This window comes from Microbacterium rhizomatis, assembly GCF_008710745.1.
GTDB classification, from domain to species: Bacteria; Actinomycetota; Actinomycetes; order Actinomycetales; family Microbacteriaceae; genus Microbacterium; species Microbacterium rhizomatis.
The window spans coordinates 221,157-244,490 of record NZ_VYSA01000002.1 but is presented as its reverse complement, the minus strand read 5'-3'; the positions used below and the strand labels follow the sequence as shown (position 1 = coordinate 244,490).

Annotated in this window: 23 protein-coding genes and 1 tRNA gene; 16 read left to right on the top strand and 8 right to left on the bottom strand. The window is 68.4% G+C overall.

All coding sequences use genetic code 11. From position 1 onward, the window contains the following. Positions 1–48: 48 nt before the first annotated feature. Positions 49–1,620: a PucR family transcriptional regulator gene (locus tag F6B43_RS09535; protein ID WP_150448718.1), complete on the bottom strand. Its 1,572-nt coding sequence runs from the start codon at positions 1,618–1,620 to the stop codon at positions 49–51. Between the two features lie 117 nt (positions 1,621–1,737). Here F6B43_RS09535 and gabT point away from each other — a divergent pair, with 117 nt between their 5' ends. From gabT to nusG, 9 genes are all read left to right on the top strand, one after another. Beyond that, positions 1,738–3,108, top strand: coding sequence for a 4-aminobutyrate--2-oxoglutarate transaminase (gene gabT / locus F6B43_RS09530; protein ID WP_150448717.1), 1,371 nt, complete (start codon positions 1,738–1,740; stop codon positions 3,106–3,108). A gap of 57 nt (positions 3,109–3,165) precedes the next feature. Next, positions 3,166–4,548 (top strand): flavin monoamine oxidase family protein, encoded by a 1,383-nt coding sequence (locus F6B43_RS09525; protein ID WP_150448716.1) that lies wholly within the window; start codon positions 3,166–3,168, stop codon positions 4,546–4,548. Further along, positions 4,545–5,462, top strand: a complete 918-nt coding sequence (locus F6B43_RS09520; protein WP_150448715.1) for a universal stress protein — start codon at positions 4,545–4,547, stop codon at positions 5,460–5,462. The genes F6B43_RS09525 and F6B43_RS09520 overlap by 4 nt, the downstream gene beginning before the upstream one ends. Then, a complete protein-coding gene (locus F6B43_RS09515; protein ID WP_150448714.1) occupies positions 5,459–7,018 on the top strand; it encodes an APC family permease in 1,560 nt (519 codons plus the stop codon). The genes F6B43_RS09520 and F6B43_RS09515 overlap by 4 nt, the downstream gene beginning before the upstream one ends. A 26-nt stretch (positions 7,019–7,044) precedes the next feature. Next, the gene (locus tag F6B43_RS09510; protein ID WP_150448713.1) at positions 7,045–8,412 is read left to right on the top strand and encodes an NAD-dependent succinate-semialdehyde dehydrogenase; all 1,368 of its coding nucleotides are present in this window, start codon (positions 7,045–7,047) and stop codon (positions 8,410–8,412) included. Between the two features lie 239 nt (positions 8,413–8,651). Beyond that, a complete protein-coding gene (locus tag F6B43_RS20015; RefSeq protein ID WP_281349531.1) occupies positions 8,652–9,059 on the top strand; it encodes a GIY-YIG nuclease family protein in 408 nt (135 codons plus the stop codon). A 270-nt stretch (positions 9,060–9,329) separates the two neighbouring features. After that, positions 9,330–9,402, top strand: a tRNA-Trp gene (locus F6B43_RS09500). Positions 9,403–9,447: 45 nt separating this feature from the next. Then, a complete protein-coding gene (gene secE / locus F6B43_RS09495) occupies positions 9,448–9,720 on the top strand; it encodes a preprotein translocase subunit SecE (protein WP_150449523.1) in 273 nt (90 codons plus the stop codon). A 75-nt stretch (positions 9,721–9,795) separates the two neighbouring features. Continuing rightward, a complete protein-coding gene (nusG, locus tag F6B43_RS09490; protein ID WP_150448712.1) occupies positions 9,796–10,923 on the top strand; it encodes a transcription termination/antitermination protein NusG in 1,128 nt (375 codons plus the stop codon). 99 nt (positions 10,924–11,022) lie between these two features. Here the strand turns inward: nusG and F6B43_RS09485 are convergent, their stop codons facing one another. Then, positions 11,023–11,664, bottom strand: coding sequence for a TetR/AcrR family transcriptional regulator (locus F6B43_RS09485; RefSeq protein ID WP_150448711.1), 642 nt, complete (start codon positions 11,662–11,664; stop codon positions 11,023–11,025). Positions 11,665–11,829: 165 nt separating this feature from the next. Here F6B43_RS09485 and F6B43_RS09480 point away from each other — a divergent pair, with 165 nt between their 5' ends. From F6B43_RS09480 to rplA, 5 genes are all read left to right on the top strand, one after another. Next, positions 11,830–12,630, top strand: a complete 801-nt coding sequence (locus F6B43_RS09480) for an SDR family NAD(P)-dependent oxidoreductase (protein WP_150448710.1) — start codon at positions 11,830–11,832, stop codon at positions 12,628–12,630. 9 nt (positions 12,631–12,639) lie between these two features. After that, the gene (locus tag F6B43_RS09475; protein ID WP_150448709.1) at positions 12,640–13,758 is read left to right on the top strand and encodes a DUF5938 domain-containing protein; all 1,119 of its coding nucleotides are present in this window, start codon (positions 12,640–12,642) and stop codon (positions 13,756–13,758) included. 53 nt (positions 13,759–13,811) lie between these two features. Beyond that, entirely contained in the window at positions 13,812–15,278 is a 1,467-nt protein-coding gene (locus tag F6B43_RS09470) for a class I adenylate-forming enzyme family protein (RefSeq protein WP_150448708.1), read from the top strand. A 118-nt stretch (positions 15,279–15,396) separates the two neighbouring features. Beyond that, positions 15,397–15,828, top strand: a complete 432-nt coding sequence (gene rplK / locus F6B43_RS09465) for a 50S ribosomal protein L11 (RefSeq protein WP_150448707.1) — start codon at positions 15,397–15,399, stop codon at positions 15,826–15,828. A gap of 14 nt (positions 15,829–15,842) precedes the next feature. Next, positions 15,843–16,532 (top strand): 50S ribosomal protein L1, encoded by a 690-nt coding sequence (gene rplA / locus F6B43_RS09460; RefSeq protein WP_150448706.1) that lies wholly within the window; start codon positions 15,843–15,845, stop codon positions 16,530–16,532. A gap of 49 nt (positions 16,533–16,581) precedes the next feature. Here the strand turns inward: rplA and F6B43_RS09455 are convergent, their stop codons facing one another. Further along, positions 16,582–16,857, bottom strand: coding sequence for an acylphosphatase (locus F6B43_RS09455; RefSeq protein WP_150448705.1), 276 nt, complete (start codon positions 16,855–16,857; stop codon positions 16,582–16,584). A gap of 51 nt (positions 16,858–16,908) precedes the next feature. Between F6B43_RS09455 and F6B43_RS09450 the strand changes: the two genes are divergently transcribed. Beyond that, a complete protein-coding gene (locus F6B43_RS09450) occupies positions 16,909–17,262 on the top strand; it encodes an iron chaperone (protein ID WP_150448704.1) in 354 nt (117 codons plus the stop codon). A gap of 7 nt (positions 17,263–17,269) precedes the next feature. Here F6B43_RS09450 and lysE read toward each other — a convergent pair whose 3' ends face one another. Beyond that, the gene (lysE, locus tag F6B43_RS09445) at positions 17,270–17,953 is read right to left on the bottom strand and encodes an L-lysine exporter (protein ID WP_150448703.1); all 684 of its coding nucleotides are present in this window, start codon (positions 17,951–17,953) and stop codon (positions 17,270–17,272) included. Between the two features lie 71 nt (positions 17,954–18,024). On the opposite strand from lysE, the gene F6B43_RS09440 reads away from it, so the two are divergent. Further along, on the top strand, positions 18,025–18,918 hold the full coding sequence (locus F6B43_RS09440) for a LysR family transcriptional regulator ArgP (RefSeq protein ID WP_150448702.1): 894 nt from the start codon (positions 18,025–18,027) through the stop codon (positions 18,916–18,918). 32 nt (positions 18,919–18,950) lie between these two features. Here the strand turns inward: F6B43_RS09440 and F6B43_RS09435 are convergent, their stop codons facing one another. From F6B43_RS09435 to F6B43_RS09420, 4 genes are all read right to left on the bottom strand, one after another. After that, on the bottom strand, positions 18,951–19,982 hold the full coding sequence (locus F6B43_RS09435) for an NADP-dependent oxidoreductase (protein WP_150448701.1): 1,032 nt from the start codon (positions 19,980–19,982) through the stop codon (positions 18,951–18,953). Between the two features lie 181 nt (positions 19,983–20,163). Beyond that, complete coding sequence (locus F6B43_RS09430) at positions 20,164–20,637, bottom strand: MarR family winged helix-turn-helix transcriptional regulator (protein WP_150448700.1); 474 nt, start codon at positions 20,635–20,637, stop codon at positions 20,164–20,166. Positions 20,638–20,663: 26 nt separating this feature from the next. Continuing rightward, positions 20,664–22,331: an MDR family MFS transporter gene (locus tag F6B43_RS09425; protein WP_246159957.1), complete on the bottom strand. Its 1,668-nt coding sequence runs from the start codon at positions 22,329–22,331 to the stop codon at positions 20,664–20,666. A 239-nt stretch (positions 22,332–22,570) separates the two neighbouring features. Further along, on the bottom strand, positions 22,571–23,251 hold the full coding sequence (locus F6B43_RS09420) for a YqaJ viral recombinase family protein (protein WP_150448699.1): 681 nt from the start codon (positions 23,249–23,251) through the stop codon (positions 22,571–22,573). Between the last annotated feature and the right edge of the window lie 83 nt (positions 23,252–23,334).

The window sequence follows — 23,334 nt, the reverse complement described above, 5'->3', positions numbered from 1 at the left end:
CGGCCGCTTCTGCCCCGCGCGTCCTTCCGGATGTCCGTCGAGCCCGGGTCACCCGTCGCCGAGGGCCCGTAGCGCGGCCCAGAGCTCGGCGCGGGCCGCGAATGTGCCGAGGTCGCGACCGAGTACACGCTCGGCGAGGCCGATCCGCGCCCGGACGGTGTGCCGGTGCACGCCCAGCGCGCGCGCGGATGCCTCGTGCGAGCCGTCGGCGTCGAGCCACGCCCGCAAAGTGTCGATGAGGGCGGTGCCGTGCGCCGCGTCGTGCTCTCGGAGCGGGGCGAGCGCGCTGCGCGCGAGAACGCGGGCTTCGTCGGTGGCGAGCGCCGCCAGCACCCCGCCGCGTGCGACATCGCCGTAGCGGCGGAGCCCCGCGCCCGTGCTCGACCGCAGCGCGACCTGCGCCTGACGCACCCCCTCGGCGAAGCCGTCGTAGCCGGCCGGCGCCGAGAGTCCGAGCGCGAGCTCGAAGCGCTCGGCGAGCTCGACGAGCACGCTCTCGTCGGTGCTCGGCACCACGACGACGAAGCCTTCGCCGGCGTTCTCGAAGGTGCCCCGCCCGAAGAAGAGAGCCCCCCGGCGCTCATCGGCACGCAGTTCCAGCAGCTCGGCGATCGCATCGACGCGGGACGCCACGACCTCCGTCACCGCGATCGTCACGGGCGCCGTGGGAAGCGGCCCCCACAGGTCGCGCGAGATGCGCCGCGCGAGGGTCGAGTCGTCGGCGAGGAGCGACTGGACCAGGCCCGCGCGCAGCATCCCGCGTGCGCGGCTCAGGCCCTGGTTCTGCTCGAACGCGAGACCGGCCATCGCGATCACGGCGGTGACGACGCCGCGGCCCTCCTGGTCGAGTTCGCCGGCGGCGATCGCGATCACTCCGCGCAGATGTCCGCCCCGGCCGAGCGTCTGCAGAGAGAAAGGCGTGTCGCCGATGTGCAGGGCCGATCCGGCGCGCGCGCCGCGGCGGAGCACCGCGCCGACCTCCGCTTGCAGCTCGTCGCGCACGGCCGGGTCGAGCCCGTGGGCCGGGTGCTCGCGCGTGAGGACCCCCGACGCGTCGAACAGGCCCACCCACGTGTCGAGCTGGCGGGCGAGTTCTGCCAGGGTCGCGCCGAGCCCGTCTGGGCGGAGGGCGGCCAGCGCGATCGCGCGCTGCGCGGCCAGCGCCCAGCTCCGGCGAGCGTAGGCCTGCGCCGCCACCGCCTCGGCGTTCGCGCGCGCCACCGCGATGAAGGGCGTGCGGTAGGGCACTTCGAACAGCGGCATCCCGATCGCCCGGCACGATGCGATGAGGGCCTGGGGTATGCCCTCGCGAACGACCTCGGTGCCGAAGCCGAGCGCGACGACGCCGCGGGCATGCAGCCGCCGCACGTACGCCTCGACGGCGCTGTCGTCGGCATGGTTCGTGTCGGAGACGCCGAGGAACTGGGTGCCGGTGGTCAGGAGCGCGAGCCCCTCGGAGAGGAACGGCGTGGGGTCGGCGAGGTCCGAGCTGTGCACCCATCGCACGGGCCGGTCGAGCGCTCCGGGCGCGAGGTCCTTCGGCTCGCCCTCCAGCCGCAGCGCGAGATCCCGCCGGCGCAGAAGCGCCCGCAGTGTGGGCGCGTCATCGCTCGCGTCCATCGCACCCTCGCTCTCCGCAGAACCGACGTCTGAACTGTACCGAACGTACAGTTGCCGATCGAGGTTATACGACCTGGAGAGTGCGGATGCGGCATCCCCCGCCCTACGCTCGCGAACATGAGCGCCTCCACCACTGTCGCCGCACCCCTCTCGACGCCGCCCCTGGGCGGCCCCTCGCTGCCGCAGGAGAGGCGTCTGGTCACGAGCATCCCCGGTCCGCGCTCGCAGGAACTGCTCGACCGCAAGGCGGACGCGGTCGCCTCGGGCGTCGGCCACACCGTTCCGATCCAGGCCGTCGCCGCCGGCGGAGGCGTCGTCGTCGACGCCGACGGGAACTCGCTGATCGACCTGGGCTCGGGTATCGCCGTCACGACGCTCGGCAATGCGCACTCGAAGGTCGTCGCGGCCGTGCAGGCGCAGGTGGCGCAGTTCACGCACACGTGCTTCATGATCTCGCCGTACGAGTCGTACGTCGCCGTGGCCGAGGCGCTGAACCGCATCACTCCCGGTGACCACGCCAAGAAGACGGCCCTGTTCAACTCGGGGGCAGAAGCCGTCGAGAACGCGATCAAGGTGGCCCGCAAATACACCGGCAAGCAGGCCGTCGTCGCATTCGACCACGCCTACCACGGCCGCACGAACCTCACGATGGCGCTGACCGCGAAGGCGATGCCGTACAAGAGCGGCTTCGGTCCGTTCGCCTCGGAGATCTATCGCGCGCCCCTCTCCTACCCTTATCGTGACGGGCTGTCCGGTCCGGATGCCGCGGCCAAGGCGATCTCCCTCATCGAGAAGCAGATCGGTGCGGGCAACCTCGCGGCCGTGATCATCGAGCCGATCCAGGGCGAGGGCGGGTTCATCGTCCCGGCCGACGGCTTCCTGCCCACCCTGGTGGAGTGGTGCCGCGCGAACGACGTCGTCTTCATCGCCGACGAGGTGCAGACCGGCTTCGCCCGGACGGGCTCAATGTTCGCGAGCGAGCAGTTCGGGATCATCCCCGACCTGATCACGGCTGCCAAGGGCATCGCTGGGGGGCTTCCCTTGGCGGCCGTGACCGGCCGCGCCGAGATCATGGACGCCTCGCACACCGGCGGACTCGGCGGCACGTACGGCGGCAACCCGATCGCGTGCGCTGCGGCGCTCGCCGCGATCGACGCGTTCGAGAACGACGGTCTCATCGAGCGCGCGAACGAGGTCGGCGAGATCCTGACCGGGCGTCTCACGGCCCTGCAGGCCGCCGACCCGCGGGTCGGCGATGTGCGCGGGCGGGGTGCCATGGTGGCGGCCGAGTTCGTGCATCCCGAAACGAAGGAACCGGATGCTGCGCTCACCGCCGCGGTCGCCAAGGCGTGCATCGCCGACGGTGTGATCGTGCTGACGTGCGGCACCTACGGCAACGTCATCCGATTCCTGCCGCCCCTGTCGATCCCCGACGCGCTGCTGAACGAGGGGCTCGATATCGTGGCCTCAGCCCTCGCAGCTCAGTAGCCCGTACCTCGAACCCCGCTGAACCCGCAGCATCCCGCACCAATGGAGGAGCACCGCATGACTGAGATCACCCGAGACGTCGTCATCATCGGAGCGGGAGCCGCCGGGCTCACCGCGGCGAACGACCTCAAGCGCGCGGGGCTCTCGGTCGCCGTGCTCGAGGCCCGCGACCGCGTCGGCGGCCGCCTGTGGACCGACGTGATCGACGGCGCGATGCTCGAGATCGGCGGTCAGTGGGTGTCGCCCGATCAGGATGCGCTGATCGAGACGGTCGCCGAGCTCGGCCTCGAGACCTACAGCCGCTACCGCGACGGCGAGAGCGTCTACATCAATGCCGCAGGTGAGCTGACGCGCTTCACGGGCGACATCTTCCCCGTGCCCCCGGCCACCGAGAAGATCATGGTCGACCTCATCGACCGGCTGGACGCCATGGTCGCCCAGATGGACCCCGATCGCCCGTGGGAGCATCCCGACGCGGAGGCGCTCGACAAGATCTCGTTCGAGGCGTGGCTGTACGAGCAGACCGACGACAAAGAGGCGGTCGACAACATCGCCCTGTTCATCGCCGGGGCGATGCTCACCAAGCCGCCGCACGCATTCTCGGCGCTGCAGGCGCTGCTCATGGCGGCCAGCGCAGGGAGCTTCACCCACCTCGTCGACGCCGACTTCATCCTCGACAAGCGCGTGGTGGGCGGTCTGCAGCAGGTTCCGCTCCTCCTGGCCGAGCGCCTGGGCGACGATGTGTTCCTCGGGCAGGCCGTGCGCACGCTCGAGTACTCCGACGGCGGGGTGACCGCGATCTCGGACGCTTCGACGGGCTCAGCCGGGACCGGCATGACGGTGCGCGCGCGGTACGCGATCCTCGCGCTCGCGCCCGTGCTCTACGACCGCATCTCGTTCGTTCCGCCTCTCCCGCGCTTGCAGCACCAGCTGCACCAGCATCTCTCGATGGGCTTCGTCATCAAGGTGCACGCGGTGTACGAGACGCCGTTCTGGCGCGACAAGGGGCTCTCCGGCACGGCGTTCAGCCCCTACGAGCTCTCGCACGAGGCGTACGACAACTCCAATCACGGCGACACCCGCGGCACGCTCGTCGGCTTCGTCTCGGACCAGCACGCCGATGACGTTTTCCGCCTGTCGGCCGATGAGCGCAAGCAGCGAATCCTCGAGTCGCTCTCGCACTACTACGGGCCCGAAGCCCTCGAACCCGTCGTGTACTACGAAAGCGACTGGGGGAGCGAGGAGTGGACGCGCGGAGCCTACGCCGCCAGCTTCGACCTGGGCGGACTTCACCGCTATGGCGCCGACCTGCGCACGCCGGTCGGCCCGATCCACTTCGCCTGCAGCGACCTCGCGGGCGCCGGCTACCAGCACGTCGACGGCGCCATACGGATGGGACGGGTCGCGGCGGAGGCGATCATCGGTCAGGCTCGCGCGTGAGCGGCCGGATCGTCGTCGGGTACACCGCGACGGATGCCGGGGCGGACGCCGTCGCCGTCGGTGCGCGGCTGGCCGCGGCATCCGATGCGGAACTCGATCTGGTCATGGTGCTCCCCGAGTACGAGCGCAGCGTCATCACCCCGCCCGACGCCGGCTACGACTCTCATCTGCGCGAGCGCGCCGCCGGCTGGCTCGCCGACGCGTCGTCGATGGTGGGGGATGCCGTGCCCCACCGCACGCACGTCCGCTATGGCGAGTCGTTCGCCGAGGGGCTGCTGGCGACAGCTGACGAACTCGGCGCGAGCCACATCGTGGTCGGTGCGGCCAACGGCGGACTGCGCGGGCGCCATCGCCTGGGCACCGTCGCGACCGAGCTGCTGCATTCCTCCGACGTGCCCGTCGTCCTGGCCCCCGAAGGCTCGCGGCGCATCGATCCGACCACGGGCATCACGCGCATCACCGCCGCTCTCGGCACGAGGCCGGGGGCCGACGCCCTGCTCGAAGAGGCGGTCGCGCTCGCGACGGCCACGCGCGCCGAGCTGCGGCTCATCTCGCTCGTCACGGTCGACCTGCCCTCGGGCGTCGATACGGGCGTGATCCGCGTCGTCGGCGCGGCCCACGCCGACGAGGTCCTCTCCCGTGCGCGGGACTCGCTCCCCGGTGGAATCGAATCCGAGGCCGTCGCCGCCGAGGGCGACAGCATCGAGGATGCCGTCACCCACCTGGGCTGGGAGCCCGGCGAGATCGCCGTGGTGGGCTCGAGTCGTCTCGCCCAGCCGCGGCGCCTGTTCCTCGGTTCCACCGCCGCCAAAATGCTCCACGAACTGCCTGTGCCGATGATCGTCGTACCCCGCACGCGCAAGCCTGCAGACAAGACCGCACTCGAGCCCGCACTCGAAGGAGAGAAGCGATGAGCGCTCAGGAAGAAGCAGTACCCCTGGCTCCGGCGACCGGGGACAAGCCCGGCGGGCTGTCAGGCAAGGGCCTGAGTGCAGGCACGGTGGGACTGATCGGCGCCGTCGTCATCGGCATCTCGTGCATCGCTCCGGCCTATACGCTTACGGCCGCGCTCGGCCCCACCGTCTCGGAAGTCGGCTTCCAGGTTCCCGCGATCATCCTGCTCGGGTTCATCCCGATGCTCCTGGTCGCCTTCGGCTATCGCGAACTCAACAACCGCATGCCCGACTCCGGGACGTCCTTCACGTGGGCGACGCGGGCATTCGGTCCATGGATCGGCTGGATGGCCGGGTGGGGGCTGATCGCCGCGACGATCCTCGTGCTCTCGAACCTCGCCGGCATCGCGGTGGACTTCCTCTTCCTGCTGATCGCGCAGCTCTCGGGCAATCCCGACATCGCCGATCTCGCGAGCAACCCGTTCATCAACGTCACGGTGTGCCTGCTGTTCATGGCGGGGGCGACGATGGTGTCGTACCGCGACATGCAGACGACGCAGAAGCTGCAGTACTTCCTCGTGGGCTTCCAGGTGCTCGTCCTGCTCCTTTTCGCCGGCGCGGCGATCTTCGAGACGCTGGGTGGCAACGCGTTCGACGCGTCGACCTTCGAATGGTCGTGGTTCAACCCGTTCGCCGTCTCGTCGATCGGCACGCTCGTGGCGGGGCTGTCGCTTTCGATCTTCATCTTCTGGGGGTGGGATGTCACCCTCACGATGAACGAGGAGACGAAGGATCCCGACAAGACGCCGGGGCGCGCAGCCACCATCACCGTCGTGACGATCGTGGTGCTCTACCTGCTGCTCGCGATCTCGCTGCTCATGTACGCCGGCACCGGTACGGGCGAGTTCGGTCTGGGTAATCCCGACATCCAGGACAACGTGTTCTTCGCGCTCGCCGGGCCGATCCTCGGTCCGCTCGCCTTCCTCGTGTCGCTCGCCGTGCTCACCAGCTCCGCATCATCCCTGCAGTCCACTTTCGTCTCGCCCGCCCGCACACTCCTGGCGATGGGCCACTACGGGGCGCTGCCGTCGCGCTTCTCGGCGGTCAGCCCGCGGTTCTTCACCCCGGGCTACGCGACGATCGTGTCGGCGATCGTGGCATCCGTCTTCTACGCGGTGATGCGGTTCATCAGTGAGAACGTGCTGTGGGACACGATCACGGCCCTCGGCATGATGATCTGCTTCTACTACGGCCTCACCGCGTTCGCGTGCGTCTGGTACTTCCGCAAGCAGTGGTTCGACTCGATGCGCAACGTGTTCTTCACGTTCCTGTTCCCGCTCGTGGGCGGCGCGATCCTCGCGTTCCTCTTCGTGCGCACCCTCATCGACAGCATGGATCCCGACTACGGCAGCGGCTCCAACGTCGCGGGCGTCGGACTCGTCTTCATCCTCGGCGTCACGGTCATCCTGCTCGGTGTCATCGTCATGATCTGGCAGGCCATCAAGCGCCCGGCCTTCTTCCGAGGCGAGACCCTCTCGCTCGACGCTCCGGCGAGCATCCGCCGGTCGCGTCGCTGAGTCCATCCACGAACGGAGATCCACTCATGTCCGATTACGCGGTCGTCAACCCGGCGACGGGCCAGACTCTCGCCACCTACCCTCTCGCCACCGCGGAAGAACTCGAGAAGGCGCTGCAGACGGCGGATGCCGTCGCCCAGGGCTGGGCGCGTACGTCGACCGTCGCCGAACGGGCCGGCCTGATCCGTCGTGCGGCCGAGCTGCACCGCGAGCGGCGCGACGAGCTCGCCGCCACGATCGTGCGCGAGATGGGCAAGCCGCTCGCCGCCGCGCTGGGCGAGGTCGATTTCGCAGCCGACATCACCGAGTTCTACGCCGACAACGCTGAGAAGATCATGCAGGATCAGCCGATCGACATCCTCGGCGAGGGCACCGCGGTCATCCGCCGCTCCGCGCTCGGGGTCCTGCTGGGCATCATGCCGTGGAACTTCCCGTATTACCAGGTGGCCCGATTCGCGGCGCCGAACCTCCTGATCGGAAACCCGATCCTGCTCAAGCACGCACCGCAGTGCCCCGAATCCTCGGCGGCGATCGAGGCGATCTACCACGATGCCGGGTTCCCCGAGGGGGCGTACACGAACCTGTACATCACGAACGAGCAGGCGGCCGAGGTCATCGCCGACCGCCGCGTGCACGGGGTGTCGGTCACGGGCTCGGAGCGCGCAGGTGCCGCCGTCGCCGAGACGGCCGGGCGCAACCTCAAGAAGGTCGTGCTCGAACTCGGCGGGTCGGATCCCTTCATCCTGCTCTCCACCGACGATCTCGACGGCGCCGTGCAGGCGGCCGTCGAGGCGCGCCTGGACAATACGGGCCAGTCCTGCAACGCCGCCAAGCGCTTCATCGTCGCCGACGACCTGTACGAGCCGTTCCTCGAGAAGTTCACCGCCGCGATGCGCGGCGCGAAAGTGGGCGACCCCCTCGCAGACGACACCGTGCTCGGCCCGCTCTCATCTCTCACCGCGGCCGAGCGGCTCGCCGAACAGGTCGACAGGGCGGTCGCGCAGGGCGCGACGCTCGTGACCGGCGGTGTGCGCGACGGCGCCTTCTACCCCGGTACGGTGCTGACGGACGTGACACCTGAGATGGATGCCTACCGCGAGGAGTTCTTCGGACCCGTCGGTGTCGTCTATCGCGTCGCCGACGAGGACGAAGCGGTCAAGGTCGCCAATGACACCCCGTTCGGGCTGGGCTCGTACGTGTTCACGACCGACGACGAGCAGGCGCAGCGCATCGCCGACAAGATCGACGCGGGTATGGTCTACGTCAATCTGGTGCTGGCCGATTCGCCCGAGCTGCCGTTCGGTGGGGTCAAGCGCAGCGGGACGGGTCGCGAGATGGGTCTGCTCGCCGCGGACGAGTTCGTGAACAAGAAGCTCGTCCGCGTCGGCCCGTAGTCATTCCGGTCGTTGAGCGAGGAGCGCAGCGACGAGTCGAAACGTGTCTGGGGTGCGTTTCGTCTCGCTTCGCTCGCTCAACGGCCGGGGTGGTGTTTTCGGTCGTTGAGTGAGGAGCGCATCGAAGAGTCGAAACGTGTCCGGGGGTGCGTTTCGTCTCGCTTCGCTCGCTCAACGGCCGGGGTGGTGTTTCGGTCGTTGAGTGAGGAGCGCAGCGAAGAGTCGAAACGTGTCCGGGGGTGCGTTTCGTCTCGCTTCGCTCGCTCAACGGCCGGGGTGGTGTTTCGGTCGTTGAGCGAGGAGCGCAGCGACGAGTCGAAACGTGGTGTCGGCGGCAGCGCCTACCGTCTCGGCATGACACGTACATTCTTCGCTGCGCCGACGGCACCTTCTATGCCGGCAGCACCCGAGATCTCGAGGTGAGGCTCGAGCAGCATCGCACCGGGTTCGGGAGCGAGTACACGAGACGGCGGTTGCCGGTCACGCTCGCCTGGAGCTACCGTTTCGACCGCATCGACGAGGCGTTCGCATGGGAGAAGCGCATTCAGGGCTGGAGCCACGCGAAGCGAGAGGCGTTCATCGGCGGCGGTATCGATGCCATTCGAGGATGGAGTAGCCGGAGCAGGAGCCGCAGCGGCCACGGGTAGCGTTTCGGCTCGCTTCGCTCGCGGGACGTCGGTCGTTGAGCGAGGAGCGCAGCGATGAGTCGAAACGTGCCCGGGGGTGCGTTTCGTCTCGCTTCGCTCGCTCAACGGCCGGGGTGGTGTGTCTCGCAGGTTCGCCACGCTTCGACCCATGCCGTACACTTGAGCGTGCAGTTGAAGTCTGCATTCTTTCGCCGTGCCCGCCGATCGGGCAGTCACTTTTTCGGGAGTGAAGGCACAGGAGTGTGGGCGGATCGAGGCCGATCGGCCTCTAGGGCGGTAGCTCAATTGGCAGAGCAGCGGTCTCCAAAACCGCAGGTTGCAGGTTCGATTCCTGTCCGCCCTGCGCGTCAGCCGAAGCTGACACATGGAAGGTAATCAGGTGGGTTCGATGGTCCAGGATGAGCCGAAGGGCGAGGTCGTCGCCAAGAGTGACGCCCCGCGAGCGAAGAAGCCGAACGTCTTCGCGCGCATCGCGCTGTTCATCCGTCAGGTCTTCGCCGAGCTTCGCAAGGTCGTCACCCCCACTCGTCAGGAGCTCGTGAAGTTCACGGGTGTCGTGCTCGGGTTCGTCGTTGTGATGATGGCGCTCGTCTACGGTCTGGACGTGCTGTTCGTGTGGATCACGACCGTCGTCTTCGGTGTTCCCACCGCCACACCCTGAGCTACGTGCTGAGCCCATCCGCGGGCGGGAAGCCTCGTGCCGAGGCGTCTTCACCCACGAAGGAAGAGAATCCCATTGTCTGAGAGATACACCGACGACGCCGACTGGGCGACCGCCGCCGAACAGTCCTCCGAGGACGACGAGGCGCAAGAGGGCAATGTCCTCGCCGCTGAGGAGCGGTCCGTCGAGTCGGCCGAGCACCTCGCGATCCATGTCGTGGACGACGAGGACGAGGAAGACGATTCCGACCTGGACGACATCGACATCGACGACCCGGAGGCCGACGCGATCGTGAACGACGCCCTGAACATCGACGAGGCCGCCGAGGTCGAAGCGGCCGCCGAGGTCCTCACCGACTCGCTCGCCGAAGAAGAGGCCGAGTACGTGGCCGAGCACGCCGACGACGTGACCCCTTACGACGGCCCCGACATCAACGGCGACGACGACGCACCCGTGCTCGACGAGGACTTCGTGGAGGAGGTGGATGCGGCGGCCTCCGTCGTCGACGAGGCCGAGGCATCCGTCTCACCCGCCGATGCAGCCGAGGCGCCGACCGATCTCGACGCGGCCGACGACGAGGACGCCGATCCGTACGACGCGTTCCGCGCCGAGCTTCGTTCGCTTCCGGGCAAGTGGTACGTCCTGCACTCCTACGCCGGTTTCGAGCGCAAGGTGAAGGCCAACATCGAGCAGCGCAAGTCGACGCTCGAGGTCGAAGAGGACATCTACCAGATCGAGGTCCCGATGGAGGACGTCGTCGAGATCAAGAACGGTCAGCGCAAGATGGTCACGCGCGTTCGGATCCCCGGCTACGTGCTCGTCCGCATGGAGCTGAATGAAGACACCTGGTCGGTCGTGCGTCACACCCCCGGCGTCACCGGCTTCGTGGGCAACGCCCACAACCCGACTCCGCTGCGGTTCGAAGAGGCCTTCAACATGCTGAAGAGCCTTGTCGAGATCAAGGAAGTGGCTCCGGCGAAGGCTGGTGCCGCCAAGGGCGCCAATGCCGTGCAGCGCAGCATCGTCACCGAGGTCGACTTCGAGGTCGGCGAGACGATCACGATCAAGGAGGGCTCGTTCGCGGGTCTTCCTGGCACGATCAGCGAGATCAAGCCGGAGAGCGGCAAGCTCACCGTGCTCGTGTCGCTCTTCGAGCGCGAGACTCCGGTCGAGCTCTCGTTCGACCAGGTCAACAAGCAGTAGCGATTCCTTCGGCGCAGTCCCGAAGCTCGCGTACGAAACGCCCCGCCCGGTTCGCCCGGCGGGGCGTTTCGTCGTGTGGTCCGGACAGCTCCGGGCCGGTCAGACGGAGGCGGCCAGGAGCGCGCCCGAGCGCGCGCGGATCTGCTCGGGCGCGTCCGCGTCGCCGCGCTGGTACGCGATCAGGCAGTTGAGGAACAGCCCGTCAAAAAGGGCGTACGCCGTTTCGCGATCGATCGAGGGCTCGGTGTCGCGCAGTTGCGCATGCCGCTGCACCACCGCCCAGACCATGTCGGCGAGCAGGTCGTCGAGCGCGACGATCGTCTCGCGGAAGCCCTCTTCGAACAGCGCCTGATTGCGCAGGTCGTACCAGAGTCTGTGCATGACGGATTCGTCGCGCAGTGTCGCCGAGATCTCGACGCCGAATCTCGCGATCAGCTCGCCGGCGGTGGTGGAGCTCTCCACGATCGGGTCGTAACGGCGGGCGCACTCCGACTTGTACTCCCAGATGGCCTGGGCGATCAGGTCGTCCTTGCCGTCGAAGTAGTAGTGCAGGATGCCGGTGGAAAGGTCTGTCCTGGCGGAGATGTCTCGCAGCCCGGTGCGGGCGAAACCCTGCTCGGCGATGGTCACGAGGGCGGTGGCGGCGAGTTCGCGCCTCCGGTCTGCGAACTTGTTCGCGCCGGTGCGCGCGGCGCGGTCGGTGCGCGCGCTGGAGGCGGTTCCCACTGTCGACGTACTCATGGGTCTCTCCTTCCCGATGTTGCGTCGATGATACGCGTCGGTCGCAGCGTCGCCGAGCGATTCGCCCCAGGTTTTGGACGACTGTCCGAATTTTCCTTGTCACCTGTCCAGTTATCTGGTGTGCTGATCCCACCCCTTTCAATGTCGAAAGAAACTGGAGAAGTCATGACCTCAGATCTGACGGGAGCCCGAGTGCTCGTCACCGGAGGAGCGGGCGGGTTGGGCCTTCGAACCGCCCGGGCCATCCTCGCCGGCGGCGGTGCGGTCGCCATCGCCGACATCAACGAGGAGGCCGGAGCGGAGGCTGCCGCCGCCCTCGCGCAGGACGGTGCCACGGCGGTCTTCGTCGCACTGGATGTGACCGACGACGCATCGTGGGAACGCGCGAGCACGGAGGCGGTCGATGCGCTCGGCGGACTCACCGGCGTGGTGAACAACGCGGGGATCGAGATCTCCGACCTGTTCGTCGACCTGAACCCCGATTCGATGCGCAAGATCCTCGAGGTGAACGTGCTCGGCACCGCGCTGGGCATCAAACACGCGTTCCGGGCGATGCGACCCGGCGGCTCTGCGGGCTCGGGCGGTGTGATCGTCAATATCGCCTCGGTCGCCGCCACGATCGCGTTCCCGGGGATCGCCGCGTACTCCGCCTCGAAATCCGCCGTCGACCGCCTCACCAAGGTGGCGGCCGCCGAATCGGGACGCCTGGGGTACGGCGTCCGCGTGAATACGGTCTGCCCGGGTCTCGTCCCCAATGCGATGGGGGCCCAGCTCGCCGTCGACATGGAGCGCCTCGGCCTGTTCCCCTCGGTCGACGATGCGGTCGGCGCTGTGGTCTCGCTGACCCCGTTGGGCCGCCTCGCGACCGAGGACGACATCGCCAACGGCGTCGCGTTCCTCCTCTCGGAGGACGCGGCGTTCATCAATGGCGTGACGCTGTCCATCGACGGCGCAATGGGAATGTGAGGCTCGGGAATGGGTACGGATAAGCCGGTCGTCGTCTACGGCGTCAGCGGGTACACGGGGCGCCTGATCTGCGAATACCTCCGCGAACTCGGCGTGCCGTTCGTGGCCGCGGGGCGCGACGCGGAGCGCGTGCGCGCAGTGGTCGAGAAGATCCCGGGCATCGAGACGGCCGACTACGAGATCGTGGGTGTCGAGAACGACGCGGATGCTCTGGCCGCCGCCTTCGACGGCGCGAGGGTGATCTGCAACACGGCAGGGCCCTTCATCAAGTTCGGCCCCGAGGTGGTGCAGGCGGCGCTGCGAATCGGTGCCCACTACACAGACACGACGGGGGAGCAGGACTGGGTGCTCCACGCCCGCGACACATGGGGCGACGACTTCGCCGCCGCGGGGCTGCTCCTGTCGCCAGGCATCGCGCACATGTACACGGTGAGCGAGATCGCCGCGAACATCGCCCTGGAGCCGGGCGGGTACGACACGCTCGACATCCTCGTGCTGTGGAAGGGCCTGCCGACATATGCGTCGACGCAGACGATCTTCACGATCCTCAAGGCGCACTGGTACTACCTCGAGCAGAACAAGCTCGTCGAGTGGGACCACACGTCGGCGTTCGATGTCCCGGTTCCCGGCTACCACGAACTGGCGATCGCCGTGCCATGGGGTGGGATGTCGCACCCGATCTGGTTCCAGAACGATCCCCGCGTCGGAAACGTCCGCGCGATCGGGGGCGTGCTCAACCGCGCCGTCATGGAGGGGGTCGGGCAGACCGTGCAGATGTTCGAGGAGCAGCTGAAGCCGCTCGATCAGGAGGCGCAGGAGAAGGCCCTCGGCGACATCGCCGCGTCGCTGCAGGCCGACATGCCGCCGCGCGAGAACCCTCGGCTCAACCGATCCGTCGATTCGGTGCACGCCTCGGGCCCGCTCGGGCGCTCGCACGTGGTCATCCACGGCAACAGCAACTACAAGCAGACGGGCCTCCTGCAGGCCTTCGCCGCGTACTCGCTGATCCAGCAGGCGCCGCACCGGGTGGGCTTCGCCTCGGCGTGCCAGGCGTTCGGGTACACCGAGCTCCTCGGTCAGCTGCGGGGCTTCGGCCTCGTCTCCGCCCCGGTCATCACCCGCGTCTGACGGACGGGGTGTCGTCCGTTCCCCCGCGGGCGGCACCCCCCCTGGAGATCCTCATGCACTTCGCAACGCTTGCCGACGCCCGTGCCGAACGGGCGCCCGCCGCCCCCGCCATCAGCGACGAGGCCGGCGCACTCACCAACGCCGAGCTGCTCACTCGGACGGAGCAGGTGGCTGCCGCCCTCGAAGACCGGGGGATCGCGCACGGCGATGTCGTCGCGGTCTTCCTCCCCAATCGGGTCGAGCTCATCCTCGTGCTGCTGGCAGCCTGGCGGCTCGGGGCGGTCGTGACCCCGATCAACCCGGTGCTCGGCCCCACAGAGACCGCTTACCAGGTCACGGATGCGGCGGCGAAGCTCGTCGTCGCAGAGGCGGAGCGCGACGACCTCTCCGTGCCGACGTTGACTCTCGACGCCATCCGGGCGACCCCCGAGCGCCACGTTGCCGTCGCCGACGGTCTCGCCGGCGACGATCTCGCGCTGCTCATCTACACGAGCGGCACGACGGGCAGCCCGAAGGGTGTGATGCTCACGCACGGCAATCTCGATGCGATGACCGCGTCGTTCATCGAGTGGTTCGAGATGGACGAACGCGACCATGGTCTGCTCATCCTTCCCCTCTTCCACGCGAACGGGATCGTGCTCGGCACACTGTCGCCGCTGCGCGCGGGCGGCCGGGTCACGATCTCGCGGCGATTCGTGCGCGACCGCTTCTTCGCCGATGTCGAGCGCTACCGCCCGACATTCTTCTCGGCTGTGCCCGCGATCTATGCGATGCTCAACTCCGCGGCAGACGAGGTGCATCCGGATCTGTCGTCGGTGAGGTTCGCCGTGTGCGGGGCGGCACCCATGCCGGCCGAAGCGATCCGGCGCTTCGAGGAGCACTTCGACGTCAAGATCGTGGAGGGGTACGGGTTGTCCGAGACGACGACGGCATCGACGATCAATCCGCTCCACGGCGTGCGCAAACCGGGGACGGTCGGGCTGCCCCTCCCCGGCCAGCGTGTCGCGGTGGTCGACGCGTCGGGTGCGGAGGTCGCGCAGGGCGAGACGGGCGAAGTCGTCATCGCGGGCCCCGTGGTGATGGCGGGCTACCTGGGCCGGCCGGATGAGACGGCCCGCACGATCCTGGACGGCTGGCTCCACACCGGCGACATCGGCCGCTTCGACGAGGACGGCTACCTGCAGATCGTCGACCGGATCAAGGACATGATCATCCGCGGCGGCGAGAACGTCTATCCCAAAGAGATCGAGAACGCGTTCTACTCCCATCCCGACGTCCACGAGGTCGCGGTCGTCGGGGCGCCCCACGCGGTGTTCGGCGAGGTTCCGGTGGCGTTCGTGTCGCTACGCGATGGAGCGGCCGTGACGGCGGACGAGCTTTCGGCCCACGTCGCAGCGATCCTCGCCGCGTACAAGCGGCCGACCCGCATCACCCTCGTGGACGAGATCCCGAAGAACCCGGTGGGCAAGATCGACAAGCCCGCGCTGCGTAAACGGGTGCGGGATTCGGCCGACCAGTGAGGTAGACTTGACCGGTTTGTGCGTGCTTTCGCGCGCGCACGAACTCACCGCTGTCCGGAGATGCCGGACGTGCGGGAGAGCGGATGCTCCGGCATCCACTCGATGAGAGGAAGAGGAAATGGCACCTAAGAAGAGGGTGACCGGCCTGATCAAGCTCCAGATCAAGGCCGGCGCCGCCAACCCGGCACCGCCGATCGGCCCCGCGCTCGGTCAGCACGGCGTCAACATCATGGAGTTCTGCAAGGCGTACAACGCGGCGACGGAAGCCCAGCGCGGCAACGTCATCCCCGTTGAGATCACCGTGTACGAGGACCGCAGCTTCACGTTCATCCTGAAGACGCCCCCGGCCGCAGAGCTCATCAAGAAGGCTGCCGGCGTGGCCAAGGGCTCGCCGACGCCGCACACGACCAAGGTGGCCAAGCTCACCAAGGCTCAGGTGCGCGAGATCGCCGACGTCAAGCAGCCCGACCTGAACGCGAACGACATCGAGGCCGCCTCGAAGATCATCGCCGGCACCGCCCGTTCCATGGGCATCACGGTCGAGGACTGAGGGGGATAAGGGAAATGGCTACGAAGTCCAAGGCCTACCAGGCCGCTGCGGCGAAGATCGACGCAGACAAGTTCTACACGCCCACCGAGGCCGTCGTCCTCGCGAAGGAGACCGGCTCGGCGAAGTTCGACTCGACCGTCGAGGTCGCGCTCAAGCTCGCCGTCGACCCCCGCAAGGCAGACCAGATGGTGCGCGGCACCGTCATCCTGCCGCACGGCACGGGCAAGACCGCCCGCGTCATCGTGTTCGCCACCGGCCCGGCTGCTGAGGCCGCCATCGCCGCAGGCGCAGACGAGGTCGGCGGGGCCGAGCTCATCGAGAAGGTCGCGGGCGGCTACACGTCGTTCGACGCCGCCGTCTCGACTCCCGAGCTCATGGGCCAGGTCGGTCGTCTCGGAAAGGTGCTGGGCCCCCGCGGCCTGATGCCGAACCCGAAGACCGGCACCGTGACCCCGAACCCGGCCAAGGCCGTGGAAGAGATCAAGGGCGGAAAGATCGAGTTCCGCGTCGACAAGCACGCCAACGTGCACTTCGTCGTGGGCAAGGCATCGTTCAGCGAGCAGCAGCTCGACGACAACTTCAAGGCCGCTCTCGAAGAGATCGTGCGTCTGAAGCCGTCCAGCGCCAAGGGCCGCTACATCCAGAAGGGTGCGGTGTCGACGACGTTCGGCCCCGGCATCCCGCTGGACGTCAGCTCGTTCTGACACCCGCTCTCTCCGAAGGGCCCCTCCGCACGGAGGGGCCCTTCGTGGTTCACGCCGTGTCGCGCACGTCGAATCCCTGACCGCCGATCGGTTCGACCTCCGTGACGCGTGCGGCATCGACCCGCGACCCCGGGGGGCCTTCGGCCATCCAGGCCAGCATCTCGTCGACGGCGTCACCCGGCCCCTCGATCTCGGCCTCGACGGTGCCGTCGGGTCGGTTGCGCACCCAGCCGGTCACGCGGGCCTCTCTCGCGATCATCCGGGCGGTGTAGCGGTAACCGACGCCCTGCACCTGGCCGGATACGATCACGTGCACGCGTCTCATGCGCCCATCCTGCCGTGGACGACGCGAACGAGGGAATGGCAGGATGCTCCCATGGGAACCGTCGATGAGTACCTCGCCGGCCTGAGCGCCGGCGATCGAGATGCGGTGGCGCGGGTCTACGACATCGCCCGCGACGAGGTGACCCATCTCGAGCAGGGCACGGGGTACGGCATGCCGGCTCTGGTCTATCGCGGAAAGCCGCTGATCTCGGTGATGCGCGCGCAGAAGCACATCGGAATCTATCCGTTCAGCCCTGCGGCCGTGAGCGCCGTCGCGGAGGCGGTGGAAAGCGTGCCGGCCACGAGTCAGAACAAGGGGACGATCCGGTTCCAGCCCGAGCATCCGCTCCCCGAATCGCTCATCCGCGCTCTCGTGACCGCGCGCAGGGAGCAGATCGACGGCTGAGCGTCGATCAGTGGGGGAGGACGAGGCTGATCGCGATCCCGATCATGACGACCGCGATGATCCCGTCCAGGACCCGCCACGCCCGCGGGGTCGACAGCCAGCGCCCCAGGTGGCGCGCGCCGAGGGCGAGACCGAAGAACCACAGGATGCTCGCGATCATGGCGCCCGCCGCGAAGACCCAGCGCGCATCGCCGTGCGTGCTGGCGACCGAACCGAGCAGGAACACCGTGTCGAGGTAGACGTGGGGGTTCAGCCACGTGAGTGCGAGACACGTGAGGACGACGGGAACAAGCGTGCTCGACGCGACCGTGGACCGTGCGCGAGACGCGCCCCCGGCACCTTCGCCCGGCCCCCGGAGGTGCCGGGGGCGCGTCTCGCGGTCGGCGCTGGCGTCCAGGGCCTCACCGCTCGGGCGCCATGCGCGGCGGGCGGCGAGCAGGCCGTAGACGAGGAGGAATGCGGCGCCCGACCAGCGCACCACGTCGATCAGCCACGGCACAGCGTGCAGCACGAGGCCCACCCCCGACACTCCAAGCGCGATGAGCACGGCGTCGGACACGGCGCAGATGGTCGCGACGACCACGACGTGCTCGCGCCGGATGCCCTGGCGCAGCACGAACAGGTTCTGCGCGCCGATCGCGACGATGAGCGACAGCCCGAGGCCGAGGCCGGCGAGCAGGGGGGTGGTCATGGAATCAGGCTAAGTGGGGCCCGATGATTCAGTACAGCTAAGGAATCTTGTGAGGCATTAGCCTGATTGATGTGCGCATTCCGTTCGATCTCGCCGAGACCCTCACCACCGTCCTCGACGAGGGGAGCATGGATGCGGCTGCCCGTCGCCTCCACGTCACGCCGTCCGCGGTCAGCCAGCGGATCAAGGCGCTCGAGGAACTGCTCGGGAGGGTGCTGCTGGTGCGCGCCAAACCTGCGCGAGCCACGGCGGCCGGCGAGTCGATCGTCCGCCTCTCGCGTCAAGCACTTCTCCTCGAGCACGACACCCTGTCCGAACTCGGGGCGGATGAGGGTTCCGCGTCGCCGATGAGCATCCCCCTCGCGGTGAATGCCGATTCCCTCGCGACGTGGTTCCTCCCTCCCCTCGAGCGGCTCAGCGCGGCGCGGCGCGTCGTCTTCTCGCTGCACCGCGACGATCAGGACTTCACCGCCGGGCTGCTCGAATCGGGCACCGTGATGGGTGCGGTGACCTCCCGCGAGACCCCCGTGGCCGGCTGCCGGGTGAGCGCTCTCGGGCCGATGCGCTACGAAGCCGTCGCGAACGCGCGATTCGCCGCCCGCTGGTTCGCCGACGGTGCCACCGCCGATGCGCTGGAGTCCGCCCCCGTGGTCGATTTCGATCGCCGTGACGATCTGCAGACCAGATGGCTGACCCTGCAGGGTGCGGACCCTGCGCGGCCGCCGCGGCACCACGTTCCCGCTTCCCATGATTTCGCGACCGCTGTGCTTCGCGGGCTCGGCTGGGGACTGCTGCCCCGCTTCCAGTCCGAGCGCGCACTTCAGACGGGAGAACTCGTGCTGCTCGGCGGTCCGCCGATCGATGTGCCGCTCTTCTGGCAGCAGTGGAATCTGCGCTCCCCGCTCCTGGATGCCGTTGCCGACGAGATCGTCACCGAGGGCAGGCGCGCGCTGGCCGCGGGATGAGCCGCAGCATCCGATCGGGTCGGCCGTCTCGGTCAGTCGTCGCTCACGCGGAGCACGATCTTGCCGCGGGTGTGGCCCTGCTCGAGCTCGGCATGGGCGGCCGCGGCGTCGGCGAGGGGATACACCTTGTCGATGTAGACCTGCACGGCACCCGAGTCCAGCAGCCGTCCGATCGTGGCCAGTGCGCCGCCGTCCGGGATGACCTTGTAGCCGGTCGCCCGTACGCCCGCCTCACGTGCGGCGTCGGCATATCCCGGCCATGACCCGGTCGGTACGACGACGATGAGGCCGCCTTTCCGCAGGACGCCCAACGAACGCGTGCCGGTCTGGTCGTGGACGTTTCCGACGAGGTCGATGACGACATCCACCTCCGAGACGACCTCCTCGAAGCGGCTCGTCGTGTAGTCGATCACGACGGAAGCCCCGAGCTCTCGCAGCCACGACGCATTGTGCGCCGATCCGGTCGCCGTCACATGCGCGCCGAAGTAGGCGGCGAACTGAACGGCGAAATGGCCGACGCCACCACTTCCGGCATGGATCAGCATCCGCTGCCCTTCGTGCGCGCGGGCCGTCTCGACGACGAGGCCCCACGCCGTGAGAGCCGCCAGCGGAACCCCGGCCGCCTCGACGTGCGAGAGCGAGGTGGGCTTGCGCGCCACCGACAGCGACGGCACGACGGCGTACTCGGCGTAGCTGCCGCCCGAGCGAGGGAAAGGCACCGTGCCGAAGACGGGGGTACCCGGTGGGAAGGCGTGCGACTCGTACGGCGCCTTCACGACCACTCCGCTGAAATCGAACCCCAGCGCCTGTGGGAATTCGTGGATCGCGCCGGAGACGCCCGCTCCTCCGCGGGTCTTGGCATCGATGGGGTTCACCCCTGCCGCCACGATCCGCACCAGCAGTTCGCTGAGTACGGGCGCGGGCACCGGCAGCTCAGCCTCATGAAGCACCGTCGGAGCGCCCACGCCGTCGATGACGGCGGCGCGCATCGACTCGGGAGGCTCAGGACTGGTCACCGGGTCGAGATCGTGAGTGGATGCTGGTCGCGGCGGCCGGAATCTCATCGGTCGCTCCCTCCCGCGTGCGTGTCGGCGTCGGCAGCACTGGTGCCTTGGATGGACCCAGTCAACAGGGCCATTGTCTCGACGGTGTTACGCGGGTGCTACCGTGCGGCAAAGCCTCGGCGGGGCCGGCGGCACGCCGGGAGCTGCGCGGTTGTCCGGATGGTCGCGCGCAACGGCCGGCTCAGGGAGCGGTGCCGCCGGTGAGAGCGTGCAGGAGACGCGTGAGGTTCTGGATGTCGCCGACCTCCCAGTCCGACAGGGCTTTGAGCAGACTGTCCTCCTGCGGCTGCCGCGCTGCCGCGAGTCGCTCATGACCGAGCGGGGTCGCTGACAGGATGCTGGACCGTCCGTCCGCGGGATCGGGTGTCCGCTCGATGAGTCCCAGCTGCTCGAGCTCGCGCACCGTTCGGCTGATCTGGCCTTTGTCGGCCATGAGAGTGTCGACGAGCGTCGACTGGGTGATGCTCTCGCGGTTGACGATGGTCGTGAAGACCTTGTATGCGCCCGGAAGCATACCCGGGCTCACCCGGTCGGCATTCGCCATGATGATGCGGCGCACCCTGTTGAGCAGCTCGCTGAACTCGGCCTCGAGGGCGCGCACCGCTTCGGTGCGCGCCTCTCGGGTCTCGCCCGGGGCGGGGGTCGAGTCAGTCATCGTGGTCTCCGGCATCCCGATCGAGACTACCGCCGGTCCGCGCGGGCCTCGGGCGAAGCATCCACTCGCTCGTCATCTGCGTTCACCGTGACGGTGCCCGTGGCGCTCAGCGCATCCATGCCCTCCGGCACGGACACGGTCGCGAAGTCCGCCTCGCTGGCCTGGATGCGCTCGCTCGTCGTCATCCGCAGGAGCGGCTTGTTCGGGAGGAACACGATCGCGATCAGGCTGAGGATGGCGAACGGCACGGCGATGAGGAAGGCGTGCGAGATGCCCTGCGCGTAGATGTCCTCGAACACGACGCGGAGCGTCTCGGGCATCGCCGACACCTTGGGGATGGTGCCCGACTGCAGCTGGGCCGCCCACACCGAGGCCTGGTCGCCGAGACCGGCGATCGCGGCGCCGATGTCGTCCTTGCGGTCGGCGACGAGCTCGGTGACGCGCGCGGCCAGCGCGGCGCCCATGACCGACACTCCGATCGTGCCGCCGAGGCTCCGGAAGAACGTCACGCCCGAGCTCGCCACGCCGATCTGCGTCGGGTTCGTCGTATTCTGCACGATGAGCACGAGGTTCTGCATCGTCATCCCGACGCCGGCGCCGAGCAGGAACATGTAGAGCGACACGACGGCGAAGTCGGTGTCGTAGTGGATCGTCGACAGCAGGAACGATCCCGCGATGAGCAGCACGCCGCCGGTGATGAGGAACGGCTTCCACCGACCGAACCGGGTGATGAGGGCGCCGACGCCGATCGAGGCGAGCAGCAGGCCCGCGATCATCGGGATCGTCATGAGGCCGGCCTCGGTGGGCGTGGCCCCTCGGGCGAGTTGCATGAACTGGCTGAGGAACACGGATGCTCCGAACATCGCGATGCCGGTGGCGATCGAGGCGATGACGGCAAGCGTGAAGGTCAGGTTGCGGAACAGAGTGAGCGGGATCAGCGGTTCTGCGACGCGCATCTCGGCGACGACGAACAGGATCGTGGCGATGATCGCCCCCCCGACCATGAGGACGGTCTCCGTGCTCCACCAGTCGAAGCTGCTGCCGGCCAGGCTGATCCAGACGAGCAGAAGCGACACGGCGGTGGAGAGCAGCACGATGCCGAGGTAGTCGATGCGCACCGTGCGCTTCACGAGCACCGAGACGTGCAGCGTGCGCTGGATGATGACGAGCGCGGCGATCGCGAACGGCAGCGCGACGTAGAAGTTCCAGCGCCAGCCCAGCGTGTCGGTGATGAGTCCGCCGAGGAGGGGGCCACCGACCGTGGCGACGGCCATCACGGCACCGAACAGGCCCATGTAGCGGCCGCGTTCGCGGGGGCTGATGATGTCGGCCATCAGCACCTGGCTGAGCGCGGCCAGGCCGCCGGCGCCGATGCCCTGCACCGCGCGGAAGGCGATGAGGGTGGTGGTGTCCTGCGAGAACCCGGCGGCCGCGGTGGCCAGCACGAAGATCACGATGGCGAGCTGGAAGAGCAGCTTGCGGTTGAAGAGGTCGGCGAGCTTTCCCCACACCGGGGTCGAGATCGCCGTGGTGAGCAGGGTCGCAGTGACGACCCAGGTGAAGGCGACCTGATCGCCGTTGAGGTCGTGGATGATGACGGGCAGCGAGGTCGAGACGACGGTCGAGGCGAGCATCGAGACGAACATGCCGAGCAGAAGCCCGGAGAGCGCCTGGAGCACCTGACGATGCGACATCTTCGGCTTCTCGGCGATGTCCGCGGGCAGCGCGGAGGGAGTGGCCATGAGTGCGGCTTTCTGGAACGGTGGGCGGTGGCCCGGATGCTGTGCGACGGCGACGACGATGGCGATGGCGCTGTGGTTGACGAAGGTCAACTATATCTAGATCGTTGACGTGTGTCAACTATGAGTGAGAAGGCGCGACGATACCGCACCGACCGGCGGGGCATGGCGGTGCGAAGAAGGCGGGGTGGGAGTCAGTCGGCGAGGGCCAGTGCGCGGAAGGGCTGACGGGCGGCGACGAGTCGCGGCATCCGTCGTTCCTGCTCTTCTTGTTCGTGTGCCACCGGCCCGCCCCGCGTCGTACGGCGATGCAGTTCGTCGATGAGCGCGGTCGCGAGAGACACCAGGCGGGCGATCTCGACCTCGTCGCGCTCGACCCACGCGCACTTCGGCTCGTCGCCGACAGGGACGAACGCGTCGTGCTCTTCCCACGCGACGAGAGTGCGCTCGGCGCCGATGACATGCTGCTGCCACCACACCTGCCGGAGGTACGACCGGGGGATGCTGCGCCACGCCTTCTTCGTCGTCTTGATCTCGCACAGCGTGACGTGCCCCGCCGCGTCGACCACGATGCCGTCGGGGGTGGCGAGGTGGCGCTTCTCCACGACGGCGTGGAACAGGGCGCTGGAGGGGAGGATGCCGTGGGTGGCAGCGACCCATGAAGCGATCTCCGGCTCGCGGCGCCGACCGTGGTCGGTGTAGGCGTTGCCCGAGAAGCCGCTGCCCATGAGCTTGGCGTCCGCCGCGCGGGCGATCGCGTTCTCGGAGGTGAGCGAGGCGACATCCGTCGCGGTGATCCCTCGCGACCTGGCCCGCGTCCACGCGACCCGGTCACGCGAGTCCGCGACGATGCGTGCGGCGAGTTCGGGGGTCACCGTTCGAGGTTAGCCCCGTGCCGCGACATCCGCCCCCCGCGACACCCCCGCCCCCCGCTCCCGCCCCTTTCTCGCCGGAAGGG